Source organism: Streptosporangium album (assembly GCF_014203795.1).
Lineage (GTDB): Bacteria > Actinomycetota > Actinomycetes > Streptosporangiales > Streptosporangiaceae > Streptosporangium > Streptosporangium album.
This window is the reverse complement of the sequence record NZ_JACHJU010000001.1, coordinates 1,933,216-1,947,247: the sequence shown is the minus strand read 5'-3', so window position 1 is coordinate 1,947,247 and position 14,032 is coordinate 1,933,216. Positions and strand designations below refer to the sequence as shown.

The following is a 14,032-nucleotide window of genomic DNA, read 5'->3' as shown; positions in this document are numbered from 1 at the left end:
AGGAGGAACTCCCCCCGGCACAGGGGCACGTGGGGCGCTCCTCATGCGGCAATGTGATGAAAATCACACTAATGTCACCAAGTATCAGTAAAGTCCAGGTAACCAGCCAGTAGATGGTAAAAAACTTGGTGGATGGGCCGAGGAACACCAATCAACTCTTCCGTTCAGGTTGCGGACCACCCCCCTGTCCACGGCAAGCTCATAGGTCGTGAGTTCAGGACCGCCGCACTTGAAGGAGCGCTCAGCTCCCCGCCCCCGCCGTACGGCCAAGCCGCCCAGGGCCAGGAAGCGGGGATGGCTGACCCCCAAGCGCGCCGTCATCCTCGGCACCACGGCCGTGGTCCTCGTGGGAGGCGGCGGTTTCACCGTCTACACCGCGATCCAGAACGCCTCCGCTCCGGCGAACCCGGCGCTCAGCCTGGACGAACTGTCGAAGATGCTCAGCGACGACCCGTTCGGCCCCGATCCCCAGGCCGACATCCTGAAAGCCCAGGCGGTCCAGGCGCTCAAGGCCGACAGGCTGGCGGCCCAGCGCGGCAAGCGCAAGGCGCTCGACCCGATCGTGATCCCCAAGAAGGCCCCCGGGGGCGGCGGCTTCGACCCGAAGGAACTCCCGCCGGGCACCGCCAACCCGACCGGCAACAAGGCGCTGGGCAAGCAGATGCTGGAGTCGCGCGGCTGGGGCGACCAGTGGGGCTGCCTGGAGAAGCTCTGGACGAAGGAGAGCGGCTGGAACGAGCGGGCGATGAACCGCTACAGCGGGGCCTACGGCATCCCGCAGTCGCTGCCCGGCAGCAAAATGGCCAGTGCCGGCAGTGACTGGCAGGTCAGCGCGGCCACCCAGATCGAGTGGGGACTTGGTTACATCAAGGGCCGCTACGGCACGCCATGTGGTGCGTGGGGTCATTCCCAGGCCACGGGCTGGTACTGAGAGGCCAGGAGTCGGCAAGTCTGACCACGTCCCGGCTGCGGGCGACGCACGCTTGGCCGTATGGATGTGAAGGTCAGCGTGGTGGTGCCGGTGCACAACCCCGGTGATACCGCCGACGCGTGTATCCGTTCGGTGCTGGAGCAGTCGATGTCCTCGGAGGAGTACGAGGTCATCTTCGCCGACGACGGGTCGGACGACGGGATCCAGCAGCGACTTGATTCCATCGCGGCGGTCCGGCCGAACGTGCGGGTGCTCCATCTGGGCCCCGACGGCTCGCCGGCGCGGGCGCGCAACATCGGTATGGCGATCGCCAAGGGCGAGTACGTGTACCTGATGGAGCAGACGGACCGTCTGGAACGGGTCGCCCTGGAGCGGATGTACGAGCGGGCGGCCGAGACCGACGCCGACATCCTCATCGGGCGCCTGGTCAGCGACCAGGGCCCGCCCTCGACCGTGTTCGAGGGCAACCGGGAGCGGGCCGACATCTTCAGGGACCGGCTGCTCTCGCTTCTCACCCCGCACAAGCTCTACCGCAGGACGTTCCTGGACGCCGAGGCGCTGAGCTTCCCCGACCTCGGCGGACGCCTGGCCGAGCAGGCCTTCGCCATCCGGTCCTACCTGCGGGCCAAGGTCATCGCCATCCTGGCCGACCAGGTCTGCTGTCATGTCACCGAGCGGCCCGAACCGGCCGGCGATCCCTACGTCCGGGGCGCCGAGCTACGTGAGCTGCTCGACATCATCGACGTCGAGGTCCCCGCGGGACGCCAGCGCGACCGGATGTACGCGCACTGGCTCCGCGCCTCGGTGCTGCGCCGGCTCGGCGGAGGCCGGTTCGCCTCCGCCCCCGCCAAGGAACGGGCCGCCACCTTCACCACCCTGCGCGAGCTGGTCGTCCAGCGCTTCCCGCCGCGCCTCGACCGCTACCTCCCCGTGCACCTGCGTGCCCGCGCGACCCTGCTCCGCGCCGGCCGCCTCGACCAACTCGTCCTGCTGGCCGAGGCCATGCGCGGCACCCGGCTGCAGGCCGACCTCAGGAACGTCGTCTGGGAGGACGGCACGTTCATCATGGGGCTCACCGTGGAGATCGTGCGCGGCGACGGGTCCCCGACACGCTATGTGCCCTACGGCGAGGACGGCCTGCTCTGGGAGCCACCCGTGCCTCTCGACATCCGCCTCACCCCCGAGCTGGCCGACATCTCACAGGCCGCCTCACGGGCGCGGTTCGAGATCTACGTCAGGCATGAGGAAACCGGTCTGGTCTACTTCCTGCCGGTGGCCTGCTCGATGATGCGCTCGCGGCACCGTAACGGGATCAGGCTGCAGGTGACGGGCACGGCCCGGCTGGACGTCGCCTCCGCCGCGCTCGGTCACCCGCTGCCGTCGGGGCTCTGGGAGATCCACGTGCGCATGTACGGCGGCGCCCACCACGTGCGCACCCGCGTGACCGGCTCCCCGCTGAACTGCACCGGGGTGCTGGCCGACTACTCCAAGCGGCTGGTCATCCCCTGGTGGTCCGACCAGGGCGAGCTGGGCATATGCGTGGAGCCCCGCTCGTTCGCCGAGTCGATCGTCCTGGTCTCGGCGGGGACGACGATCACCCGGCAGCGCGAGCACGTCTTCGTCGTCGTGCCCGTGCCGTACGTGCCGCCGAGCGGAGGCCCGCCCGCCGAGCTCGTGCTCCGCCACACGGTGCGGGCGGATCGCGAGGTCTGCGCGCCCGCCCTGGTCGAGCCGGGCGTGCCCGGGCAGCACCCCGGGCGGCTGGTCGCCAAGGTCCCCATCCGGCTGGCACGCCGCGACGGCGCCCTCTCCCCGGGGGACTGGGTGCCGTTCCTGCGGGTGGACGACAAGGAGGTCGAGCTCCGCTTCACGGTCGGAATGGGCCGCGGCGGCCGGGTGGAGATCCGCAGCTCCGCCTCGGAAACGCCCGAGCCCCGGAATCCGCTGCTCAAGCGCGTCGCGCTGCGGATCCCCGGGGCCCGGAGCACGGTCCGGCTCGTCCGGACCGTGCAGGAGCGCTACCTGCCGAACTGACACCTGCTCGGCGTGTTCACCGGTCAGCTCCGCCTGAGGTGGTCGATGAGAGCGGTGCGGAACTCCTCGGGCCGTTCGATGTGCGGGCTGTGGCCGCAGTCGAGGACGACCTCGCTGTGGTTTCCGTACCGTTCGAGCACGGTCCGGGTCTGGGTGACCATCGGCTGCGCCGGGGTGCCCGGCGATCCGGGGACGACGCCGAGGGCGCCCAGGTGGGCCAGGTCGAGCATCGAGGTGTCAGAGACGATCACATCGTCCTCGCCCCTGATCCACAGGATCGGCGGCCTGGAGTCGATCGTCTCCAGGTCGTCGAGCCGGAAGTGCGTGGGCGCGATCGCGTTGAGCACTCCCCGGGACCCCGGGGCGACCCCCGGCCACACCTCGGAGGCAACGGCGTCACCCGGGTAGTGATCCTCGCCGATCTTCGTGGAGAGCATCGACTCCACGTAGGCGTCCTCGTCCTCCTCCTCGATCACCGCGCCGGCCTTCACGTACGTGCTCCGGAAGACGTTCCTCGGCGACAGCGGTGAGTCGCCGGAACGGTCTCCGGCCGCCAGCAGCTTCACGAAGTCGGGGTTGGCCGCCCCCGCTCCGCCGCCGACTCCGTCGGGGTGGTTCAGCGTGCCGCCGGGCCCGTGCGTGCCGCCGAAGCCGTACGGCGAGACCGGGTTGACCAGCGTCACGCTCCTCACCACGGACGGCCGGTCGCGCAGCGCCTGGAGCACCACCCCGCCGCCCATGCTCCAGCCCACCAGGTGCACGCGGGAAAGGGCGAGGGCGTCGACCAGCGCGAGCACGTCGTCGGAGTAGTCCCGCAGGCCGCGGGTGGCGTCGACCGGTGCGGGATCGGTGTCGCCGAAGCCGCGCAGGTCCACCGCGAGCGGCCGGTAGCCGTCGGGCAGCGCGAGCAGCGTCTCCCGCCAGAAGGCGGCGCTCGACACGTTGCCGTGCACGAACAGCACCGCCTCACCTCCGGCCTCGCCGGTGGACAGCACGTTCTGGGTGATCCGGGCGGTGGGCACCCGCCGGTTGTCGAGGCGCATCGAGTGTTCCTTAGGGCTTCAGAGGGGTCGCGGAGGCCGGGGCGGTGTCCGCGACGCCGTCGAGGTTGGCGAGGTCGCGGCCCCTGGTCTCCCGGGAGACGAAGACGGTGATCAGGGTGAGCACGGCCGCGCCGGCCACGTAGAGCATCACCGGGAAGGCGGACTTGTAGGCGTCCAGCAGGGCCACCGCGATCAGCGGTGCCAGGCCGCCGGCGACGATCGACGCGAGCTGCGCGCCGATCGACACGCCCGAGTAACGCATCCGCGTGGCGAACAGCTCGGAGAAGAACGCCGCCTGCGGGCCGTACATCGCACCGTGCAGGATCAGGCCGACCGTCACCGCCAGGGTGACCGCGGCGAAGTTCTTGGTGTCGATCAGCGGGAAGAACGCGAAGGACCACAGCCCCACACCGGCCGCGCCGAGCAGGTAGACCGGCCGGCGGCCGAGCCTGTCGGAGAGCGCGCCCCACAGCGGGATCGAGAAGAAGTGGATGGCCGACCCGATCAGCACCGCGTTCAGCACGACGGGCTTGGCCAGCCCCGCCGCGGTGGTCGCGTACACCAGCACGAACGCGGTGAGCACGTAGTAGGAGACGTTCTCGGCGAAGCGGGCGCCGATCGCGGTGAGCACGTCCCGCCAGTGGTGGCGGAAGACCTCCACGATGGGCATCTTGGGAGTGGGCTCGGCGTTGGCGACGGCCTGCTGGAAGATCGGCGACTCGCTGATGGACAGCCGGATCCACAGACCGAGCAGCACCAGGACACCCGACAGCAGGAACGGGATGCGCCAGCCCCAGCTCTGGAAGGCCTCGTCGGTCTGGACGGCGGCCAGGAGGGCGAGGACCGCGGTGGCCAGCAGGTTGCCGCCCGGGGCGCCGGACTGCGGCCAGGAGGCCCAGAACCCGCGCCGTGCGCTGTCGCCGTGCTCGGAGACGATGAGCACCGCGCCGCCCCACTCGCCGCCGAGGGCGAAGCCCTGGACGAGCCGGAGCAGGGTCAGCAGCAGCGGTGCCGCCGCCCCCACCGCCGCGTAGGTCGGCAGGCAGCCGATCAGGAAGGTCGCGCCGCCCATCAGCAGCAGGCTGACGACCAGGAGCTTCTTACGGCCGAGCCGGTCGCCGTAGTGGCCGAAGACCAGCGCGCCCAGGGGCCGGGCGATGAAGCCGATCGCATAGGTGAGGAAGGCCAGCAGGGTGCCGGTGAGGGGGTCCGACTTCGGGAAGAAGAGCGCGGGGAAGACCAGCGCGGCGGCGGAGCCGTACAGGAAGAAGTCGTACCACTCGATCGTCGTGCCGACCAGACTGGCTGCGACGATCTTGCCGATGGGGGTCCGTGTTTTCTCTGACATCTCACTCACCAATGGGAATCGCTGTTGGGGGGATGTCGGCTCACGGTACGTAGTGACCGGCATCACTCCTATGGCTCTGGTCGCCATACCCGACGACGGGCCTATGTGGATATATAAGATCATCACGAGGAATGACCGGTGGGCGATGACGGGGGACGCACGGCGGCATGGCCGCACGACGGCATGGTGTCGTGCGGCCGGTCACGCGCCGGGTGCGGTCAGCGGCTGAGGCGGTGCAGGCGGAGGGCGAGCTGGATCTCCAGGGCGCGCTCCGGCTCCTGCCAGTCGGCGCCGAGGAGCTGGGCGGTCCTGTCCAGGCGCTGAGTGACCGTGTTCACGTGGATGTGAAGGGCGTCAGCCGTACGGGAGAGCGAGCCACCCGTGCCGAAATAGGAGGTGAGGGTGCGCACCAGGGCGGTGCCCCGGCGGTCGTCGTAGTCGATCACCGGACCGAGCGCCGAGTCGAGGAACGCCTCGATGTCCCGCCCGTCGCCGACGAGCAAGCCGACGAAGCCCAGCTCGGAGGCGCTCGCGCCTTCCCCCGCCCGGCCCAGGGCCAGCAGCGCGTCGGCGCAGCGCTGTGCCTCGCGGTGGGCGGCGCCGATCTCGGACGGGCCCCGCACCGGACCGGAGGCGCCCGCCGTGGCGGGATGGCCGAGAGAGACGCTGAGCTCGGCCGCCACCCGTTTGGCCAGATGGCCGGGCTTGTCTCCGGGGAGGAAAAGCACCACCTCGTCCCCGCGCAGAGCCGCCAGACCGTGGCTCAGCGTGGCCTGGGAGGAGGCCCAGAAGGCGGCGCGCTCGCGCCGGCCGCCATGGCGGACCACGACCACCACGTGCTCGGCGTCCAGATCCACCCCGACCCGCCGGGCCCGCTGGCCCAGGCCGTCGAGCCCCGGACGAGAGATCAGGTCGTCGAGCAGCTCGCCCCTGACCCGGCCCTCCGCCTCGGCGACCGTGCGCCGGAACAGCAGCAGGAGCGCGGTGACCAGCGCGGCCCGCTCAAGGATGCGCTGGTCGGTGTCCGCCACCTGCCCTTCGGTCCGCAGCACGAGCGTGCACAGCGGCTCGGCCCCCACATCCATCGAGGCGACCAGCAGACTGCCCTTCCTGACGGTACGGCCCAGCGCCCGGGACATCTGCGCGGCATCCGCGATCATGACCGCGGTCGCCTCGGCCCCGCGCCTCGTCGCCGCGGAGCCGCCCTCCGGTTCCGCCGGGTCCTCGGCCAGCTCGCTCGCGTCCCCCGCGATCGGCCGCCCGTTGTCGTCCAGCACGACCAGCGAGCCGCCGAGCACCTCGGTGACCACGGCGGCGACGTCCTCGATTCCGCCGCCGCGCAGCACCAGCCCGGCCATCCGGTCGTGCGCGAGCGCGGCCCGCTCCACCGCCTCGCTGTGCGCGTTCACCTGCCGGTTGGCCTCGCTGAGCTCCTCCAGGGCGTTTCTGGTCTCCTGCAGCAGCCGGGCGTTGTCGATCGCCACCGCCGCGTGCGCGGCCAGTGAGCTGAGCAGCACCACCTCGTCCTGGGTGAACGGCCGCACGCTCCGGTTGGACGCGAACAGCACCCCGATGACCCGCGCGCCCAGCTTGAGGGGCACGCCCAGGATGGCGACCAAACCCTCCTCGTGCACCGCGTCGTCGATGTCGAACTTGCGGCGGAAGCGCTCGTCGGCGAAGTAGTCGGCCGTCGCGTACGGCGTGGCGGTCTGGGCCACCAGCCCGCCCAGACCGGCACCCATGGGCAGCCGGACGTTGCGGAACTTGGCCGAGACCGACCCGTCCGTGACGCGCATCCGGGTGTCGCCGCGCTCGGGGTCGTGCAGCGTCATGTAGGCGGCGTCGGTGCCCAGCAACTGCCTGGCCCGGTGCACGATGGCCTCCAGCACGGCGTCGAGGTCGCGTAGCCCGGCCAGGTCGCCGGCGGTGTCGAACAGCGCCGACAGCTCGGCCTCGCGCTTGGCCCTGCGCCGTAGCATCGCCCGCACCTTCAGCGCGGCGAGCTTGGCGTCCTCAAGCTCGGCCAGCGTCGCCGCGTCGGCCCCGCCGGCCCGGGCCGCCAGGATGGGCCCCTCGAACTCGACCGCCGACGCCTCTCTGGCCAGCAGCTCAAGAAAGACGCCTGTACCCATGTCTTCCATTCTGATGGCAACTCTGATGGCAACGCTGCGCGTCGCGGCCCGGGTGCTGGTAACCGGTGTCTTCCCTCGTCCCTCGTCCGCTCCGCTCCCTCGCTCCTCAGTCCAGATCACCGGCGCACCCTCGCGGTCTGATGGCAACGCTGCGCGTCGCGGCCCGGGCGGGGTTCAGCGGGCCGTCCAGCCGCCGTCCACGGGCAGGGACGTCCCCGTGATGAACGAGCTGTGCGGGCCGCACAGGTATACGACCATCTCGGCCACCTCCTCGGGCTCGATCAGGCGTTTGATCGCGGCGGGGGCCAGCATGATCTGCTCGACGACCTCATCCCTGCCGATGCCGTGGGACTCGGCCTGGGCCTCTACCTGGTCCTCCACCAGCGGGGTGCGGACGTAGGCGGGGTTCACGCAGTTGGAGGTGACGCCGTGCGGCGCGCCTTCCAGGGCGATGACCTTCGACAGTCCTTCGAGTGCGTGCTTGGCCGTGACGTATGCCGATTTGTACGGCGAGGCACGGAGACCGTGGACCGACGAGATGTTGACGATCCGTCCCCAGCCTCGCTCGTACATGCCCGGCAGAGCGGCCCGGACCAGCAGGAACGGCGCCTCCACCATGACCTTGAGGATCTTCGAGAACACCGCCGGCGGGAACTGCTCGACCGGCGCCACGTGCTGGAACCCGGCGTTGTTCACCACGATGTCCACGTCGGCGGGCAGCGCGTTCACGAAGTCGGGCTTGGAAAGATCAGCGACCACCGGTGTCCCGGAGACCTCCGCGGCCACCTTCGCGGTCGCTTCGGCGTCGATGTCGACCACCACTACATGTGCTCCGGCCGCGGCCAGCCGCTGCGCGCAGGCACGCCCGATCCCGCTACCGGCCCCGGTCACCACGGCCTGCCGCCCCGTTAGGTCAATCATGCTGCCGAATCTAGGCAATCAGCCGAATCCCGGCCCATGTCGCCAACCCCCATAGTCCTGAGGCTACCTATGTGTATGAGGCGGGTCTCCGGCTCCCCGCGTGGGAGAGCCCAGTCTGCCGGCCGGAGAATGGACCGACCTTTTCAGCGCTCCGGGCTACGACGGTGGCCGGGTCATGGCCAGCACGTCGAGGAGGGCGTCGAGTTGCTCCTCGGTGACGGTGCCCTTGGCGACGTGGCCGCGCTCGATGACGACCTCGCGGATGGTCCTGCGCTCGGCCAGGGCCTGCTTGGCTATCTTGGCGGCCTCCTCGTAGCCGACGTACCGGTTGAGCGGCGTGACGATCGACGGGGACGACTCGGCGTACTCGCGCAGGCGGTCGGCGTTGGCCGTGATGTCGTGGACGCAGCGGTCGGCGAGCAGCCGGGAGGCGTTGGCGAGCAGCCGGATGGACTCCAGCACGTTGCGGGCGATGACCGGCAGCATCACGTTGAGCTCGAAGTTGCCCGAGGCTCCGGCGAAGGTGATCGTCGTGTCGTTCCCGATGACCTGGGCGGCGACCATGCACACGGCCTCGGGGATCACCGGGTTCACCTTGCCGGGCATGATCGACGAACCGGGCTGGAGGTCGGGCAGGTTGATCTCGCCGAGTCCGGTGCGCGGGCCCGATCCCATCCAGCGGAGATCGTTGGCGATCTTGTTGAGCGAGACCGCGACCGTCCGGAGCTGGCCCGACAGTTCCACGATGGCGTCCCTGGCGCCCTGGGCCTCGAAGTGGTCGGGAGCCTCGGAGAACGGGAGTCCGGTGGCCTCGCGGAGCTTCTCGATGACCTGGGAGGCGAAGCCGGGCGGCGTGTTGACGCCGGTCCCCACGGCCGTGCCGCCCAGGGGGAGCTGGGCGAGGTGCGGGATCGAGCTGCGGACCCGGGCGATGGCGTTGTCGATCTGGGTGGCGTAGCCGCCGAACTCCTGGCCGAGCGTGACCGGGGTGGCGTCCATCAGGTGGGTCCTGCCCGCCTTGACCACCTGGTCGAACTCGAGTGACTTCTCCCGCAACGCGGTGGCCAGGTGCCTCAGGGACGGGATGAGGTGGTAGGTCACCTCGGTCGTGGCGGCGACGTGGATGGAGGTGGGGAAGACGTCGTTGGAGGACTGCGAGGCGTTGACGTGGTCGTTGGGGTGGACGGGACGACCCAGCCGCTCCTCCGCGAGTGTGGCGATCACCTCGTTGGCGTTCATGTTGGAGGAGGTCCCCGAACCGGTCTGGAAGAGGTCGACGGGGAACTCGTCGTCCCACTCGTTCTCCGCGACGTCGGTGGCGGCCTCGGCGATGGCCTGGGCCAACTTCTTGTCCAGCACCCCCAGCCCGGCGTTGACCTCGGCGGCGATCGCCTTGATCAGGCCGAGGGCGGCGATGTGGGGGCTCTCCAGCCCGCGCCCGGAGATGGGAAAGTTCTCCACCGCGCGCTGGGTCTGTGCCCGCCACTTCGCGTCCGCCGGGACCCGCACCTCACCCATCGAGTCATGCTCGATCCGATAGTCGCTCATGAGTCCAGTCTGCGTCGTGGGAGATAAAGCGGGGATTCAACGCCAGAGCGCGAACGCCAGGATCACGATGGCCACCAGGGCGACGGCCGCCACGCTCATGAGGACGATCAGGCCGACCCGGGTCCTGGCCGGTGTGGTCGTCTGCTCGCCCTTGCCGCCCTGTCCCGCGATCGCGAACAGGTCGGTCCCCAGGCCCGGATACTGCGAGTGGCCCCGGTTGGGAGCCGCCGGCCCCGCCGGCCACACGGGGTCCGCGCCGGGAGCCCCGGACGGCCCGGGGAATCCGCGCCCCGGCCCGTCCTGCGTATCCGGTCTCACCGCGCCGGGAGGCCCCTGCGGGGGTACGGCGGGCGGCCCCTGCCGTGAGCCCGTGTAGGGGGGCTGAGGCGCGGTGCCGGGCCATCTGGCGGCCGGTGTCCCCGGTCCCGGCCCGGTTCCCTCGGGGAAGGGCGGAGTCGCGGCGGCCCTGGGGGGGAGGCGGAGAGCGTTCTTGGGACGGATGACCATCATGGTGCGGTCGGCGTCGAACTCCTCGTCCGCCGGGGGTGCGTCCGCGCGTACGTTCGCCTCCGCGTTCGCGGGAGCCGGTGCGGGGGGCGCGGGAGCCGGTGCCGATCCCGCCGAGGCCGAAGGGGTTTCGGCCACGGCCCGGAGCATCGCCGCCGCCTGGGCGGGCGCGAGCCGTACCGTGTGGTCCCGCTCCAGGAGTTGCTCCAGGACAGGGCGGAGCAGCCCGGCCTGGACCGGCGGATCGGCCCTGTCGGTCATCAGCGCGGCGAGGGTCTCCGCCACCGAGGATCGCTCGTAGGCCGGCCGGCCCTCCACCGCGAAGTACAGGGTGGCCCCGAGCGACCAGAGGTCCGACTCCGGTCCGGTGTGCTCCCCGCGAGCCCGCTCGGGCGCCGTGTACCCCGGGGAGCCGATCACCATGCCGGTCTTGGTGAGGTTGGTGTCCCCCTCGGCCTTGGCGATGCCGAAGTCGGTGAGCACCACCCGGCCGTTCTCGGTGATCAGCACGTTGCCGGGCTTGACGTCACGGTGCAGCACACCCTGGGCGTGGGCGGCGCGCAGCGCCCCGAGGAGATCCACGCCGATCTCGGCGACCAGCCGGGGTGGCAGCGGCCCCTCCTCCTCGACCACCTGCTCGAGGGAGCGCGCCTGCACGAGCTCCATGATGATCCACGGACTGCCGTTCTCGATGATCGCATCGTGGACGGTGGCCACGGACGGATGGCTGATGCGGGCAGCCGTACGACCCTCACGGATCATGCGCTCGCGGAGTTCGGTGCGCTGTGCCTCGCTGAGCCCGGACTCCTGGCGGATTTCCTTGATCGCGACCTCGCGGCCCAGGGCACGATCGAAGGCACGCCAAACAGTGCCCATGGTGCCCCTGCCGAGCGGTGTGATCAGCTCGTAGCGGTCAGCGAGCACGCGCGTGTGCTGTTCCGGCATGAGAAGAAGATAACGACCCTTCCTTGAATAACGCTTTATCCACGCTTACGAAGCTCTCTCGGCCAGAGAAGGCGCGGGAGCATCAACCTGATGAAAGGCGTCATGATTCGGACGAACGGGCGTTGAGTCGGGGGGTGTTCCGCCGATTTGCGGTGCGTCCCCTCGGCCGGACGCCGGTGCCCCCGAGGGTGCGGCACCGGAGTGGGAATGGGGGGCGGATCGGGGATCGGCGCGGAACCGACCCGGTGTGTCCCCCGGTGGGGCGGCCGGCGGCTGAACGAGGGGACGGTGATCGTCGCGGTGTTCCTGACGGCCTTGCCCGAGGTGCGGGCGAACGGCTCCTCGGCTGATCCGCCGGCAGCCACCCGGGCCAGCATCAGGGAGGCGCGCACCGCGTCGAGCCGGCCGTTCGGGTCGATCTTGAGCAGGCCCTGCAGCACCGGGGTCAACGGGCCGGCCTTGTCCATCGGGATGGGCTCGCCGCTGGTCAGCGCCGCCAGCGCGGCGGCGGCCGTACGGCGTCCGTGCAGGCCGCGGCCCTCGACGGCGGTGTAGAGGGTCGCGCCGAGTGACCACAGGTCGCCGGAGGGGTGGGCCTTGGCGCCCAGCACGCGCTCGGGGGCGATGTATCCGGCCGAGCCGAGCACGATGCCCGCCTGGGTGATCGACACGTCGCCTTCGAGGGCGGCCAGGCCGAAGTCGGTGAGCACCGCCCGGTCGTCGGTCACCAGGACGTTGCTGGGCTTGACGTCGCGGTGCAGGATGCCCTTGGCGTGCACGGCCCGCAGCGCGCCCAGGACCTGTCGCCCGATCTCCGCCACCTGGCGCGGCGGCAACGGGCCCCTCTCCTGGAGGAGCTGCTCCAGGGACCTGGCCCGGAGCAGCTCCATCACGATCCAGGGGCGCTCGTCCTCGGTGACGACGTCGAAGACGGTGATCACCGAGGGATGGGCGACCATCGCGGTCGCCCGCCCCTCACGCTCGGTCCTGGCGCACAGCTCCGCCCTCAGGTCCTCGTCGAGGACGAGGGGCAGCCGCACCTCCTTGACGGCCACCTCGCGGCCCAGCAGCTCGTCGTATGCCCGCCAGACGGTGCCCATGCCGCCGCGCCCAACCGGTTCTGACAGCCGGTAGCGCGCTGCAAGAAGGTATCCGGACGGCGCACGCATGGTAGGCAGCTTACCGATTTGCGTAATGCGACCAGTAGAGACCGGGCCGAATCTTCTTGCGTTCTTCGGTCAGATTTTCGCGCTCGTAACTGTTGAGAAACGCTCCGTGACATCCGCCCAGTTGACGAGGCTCCAGAGCTTCTCGACGTAGTCGGGGCGCACGTTGCGGTACTGCAGATAGTAGGCGTGCTCCCAGGCGTCGAAGACCAGCAGCGGCGTGGTGTTCATGCCGACGTTGCCGTGGTGGTCGTAGACCTGCTCGACCACGAGACGCCGGGAGAGCGGCTCCCAGGCCAGGATGCCCCAGCCGGAGCCCTGCACGCCCGCGGTCGCGGTGGTGAGCTGCTTGCTGAAGGCCTCGAACGAGCCGAAGTGCTCGTCGATGGCCGCGGCGAGCTCGCCGTCGGGGCGGTCGCCGCCGTCGGGGGAGAGGTTCTGCCAGAAGATCGAGTGCAGCACGTGCCCGGACAGGTTGAAGGCGAAGGTCTTCTCCAGTCCGACCAGCCCGCCGAACTCGCCCTTGTCCCGGGCCTCGGCCAGCCGCTCCAGCGTGTCGTTGGCTCCCTTGACGTAGGCGGCGTGGTGCTTGGAGTGGTGCAGCTCCAGGATCTCGCCGGTGATCGCGGGCTCCAGCGCCGCGTAGTCGTAGGGCATGTCCGGAAGGGTGTACTCGCCCACGGGTCTACCTCCTCGTTGATCAGTGCTTCTTCCGGAGACTATTGCAAGAGGTTTGCATCTGCATCAGATCCGCGACCTAGGTCCTCCCTCTATTGCGAATAACTTGCAACTACGGCATGCTGGCAGGTGTTGGTTTGGTCCAAGGGGGTCTCGTGACCGTCGGGCCGACGTCCGGCGCGGTGCCGACCGCCACAGTGTTCAAGGCCGGCCCACATGGCGGCGTTCGCACCGCCGCCATGGCATGGGGCCCCCGACCGGATCGACGCGTCCGCCGACCGGCTGACCTTCCGTGTCCCGGCGCCCGCCGGATCTCCGTACGGCCACGGGTTCTCCGCCGAACGCGCCGGACGGGACTATCCGCCCTCGTAGGACCAGCCCGTCCAGGTCTCCACCTCGATCAGGACCACCGGGCCCCGGGGAGGGCGGTCGCGGTACTGCGGGTAGCGCTCCGCGAGACGCCCGAGCGCCCGCTCCCGGGCCGCGCCGTCCTCGGCGATCCGGGCTCTTCCGTCGGCGCGGACCCACCACAGCCGCAGCCAGTCGTCGTCGTAGTGGTCCGCCAGCAGGCACACCCGGTCGTTGACCGCGATGTTGCGCAGGCGCCGGAGGTCCGTCGTGCGCTTGGGCTTGTGATCGATCGCGAAGGCGACCGTGTCGCCGTCCAGATCGAAGGCGACGGGGACCAGATGGGGCGTGCCCCGGGCGTCCGCCGTGGCCAGCCGGGCGACCCGGGCGGCCTGGAACCTCGCGCGGGCCTGGAACTCGTCCATCCCGTC

Annotated in this window: 11 protein-coding genes; 2 read left to right on the top strand and 9 right to left on the bottom strand. The window is 70.5% G+C overall.

Annotated features, from left to right (window positions below; all coding sequences use genetic code 11):
* Nucleotides 1–229 precede the first annotated feature (229 nt).
* Both FHR32_RS09090 and FHR32_RS09085 read left to right on the top strand, forming a co-directional pair.
* A complete protein-coding gene (locus FHR32_RS09090) occupies nt 230–931 on the top strand; it encodes an aggregation-promoting factor C-terminal-like domain-containing protein (protein ID WP_184753902.1) in 702 nt (233 codons plus the stop codon).
* Nucleotides 932–991: 60 nt separating this feature from the next.
* Nucleotides 992–2,965: a glycosyltransferase family 2 protein gene (locus FHR32_RS09085; RefSeq protein WP_184753901.1), complete on the top strand. Its 1,974-nt coding sequence runs from the start codon at nt 992–994 to the stop codon at nt 2,963–2,965.
* A gap of 23 nt (nt 2,966–2,988) precedes the next feature.
* Here FHR32_RS09085 and FHR32_RS09080 read toward each other — a convergent pair whose 3' ends face one another.
* The 9 genes from FHR32_RS09080 to FHR32_RS09040 form a co-directional block, all read right to left on the bottom strand.
* Entirely contained in the window at nt 2,989–4,008 is a 1,020-nt protein-coding gene (locus FHR32_RS09080) for an alpha/beta fold hydrolase (RefSeq protein ID WP_184753900.1), read from the bottom strand.
* A gap of 10 nt (nt 4,009–4,018) precedes the next feature.
* Nucleotides 4,019–5,356, bottom strand: coding sequence for an MFS transporter (locus tag FHR32_RS09075; protein ID WP_184753899.1), 1,338 nt, complete (start codon nt 5,354–5,356; stop codon nt 4,019–4,021).
* A gap of 218 nt (nt 5,357–5,574) precedes the next feature.
* Complete coding sequence (locus FHR32_RS09070) at nt 5,575–7,488, bottom strand: helix-turn-helix domain-containing protein (RefSeq protein WP_246466060.1); 1,914 nt, start codon at nt 7,486–7,488, stop codon at nt 5,575–5,577.
* Between the two features lie 174 nt (nt 7,489–7,662).
* Nucleotides 7,663–8,409 (bottom strand): 3-hydroxybutyrate dehydrogenase, encoded by a 747-nt coding sequence (locus tag FHR32_RS09065; RefSeq protein WP_184753897.1) that lies wholly within the window; start codon nt 8,407–8,409, stop codon nt 7,663–7,665.
* Nucleotides 8,410–8,565: 156 nt separating this feature from the next.
* A complete protein-coding gene (locus FHR32_RS09060) occupies nt 8,566–9,957 on the bottom strand; it encodes a class II fumarate hydratase (RefSeq protein ID WP_184753896.1) in 1,392 nt (463 codons plus the stop codon).
* Between the two features lie 36 nt (nt 9,958–9,993).
* The gene (locus tag FHR32_RS09055) at nt 9,994–11,409 is read right to left on the bottom strand and encodes a serine/threonine-protein kinase (RefSeq protein WP_184753895.1); all 1,416 of its coding nucleotides are present in this window, start codon (nt 11,407–11,409) and stop codon (nt 9,994–9,996) included.
* Between the two features lie 35 nt (nt 11,410–11,444).
* Nucleotides 11,445–12,578, bottom strand: a complete 1,134-nt coding sequence (locus FHR32_RS09050; protein WP_184753894.1) for a serine/threonine-protein kinase — start codon at nt 12,576–12,578, stop codon at nt 11,445–11,447.
* 69 nt (nt 12,579–12,647) lie between these two features.
* On the bottom strand, nt 12,648–13,256 hold the full coding sequence (locus FHR32_RS09045) for a superoxide dismutase (RefSeq protein WP_184753893.1): 609 nt from the start codon (nt 13,254–13,256) through the stop codon (nt 12,648–12,650).
* Between the two features lie 353 nt (nt 13,257–13,609).
* Nucleotides 13,610–14,026 (bottom strand): TIGR03668 family PPOX class F420-dependent oxidoreductase, encoded by a 417-nt coding sequence (locus FHR32_RS09040; RefSeq protein ID WP_184753892.1) that lies wholly within the window; start codon nt 14,024–14,026, stop codon nt 13,610–13,612.
* Nucleotides 14,027–14,032: the final 6 nt, after the last annotated feature.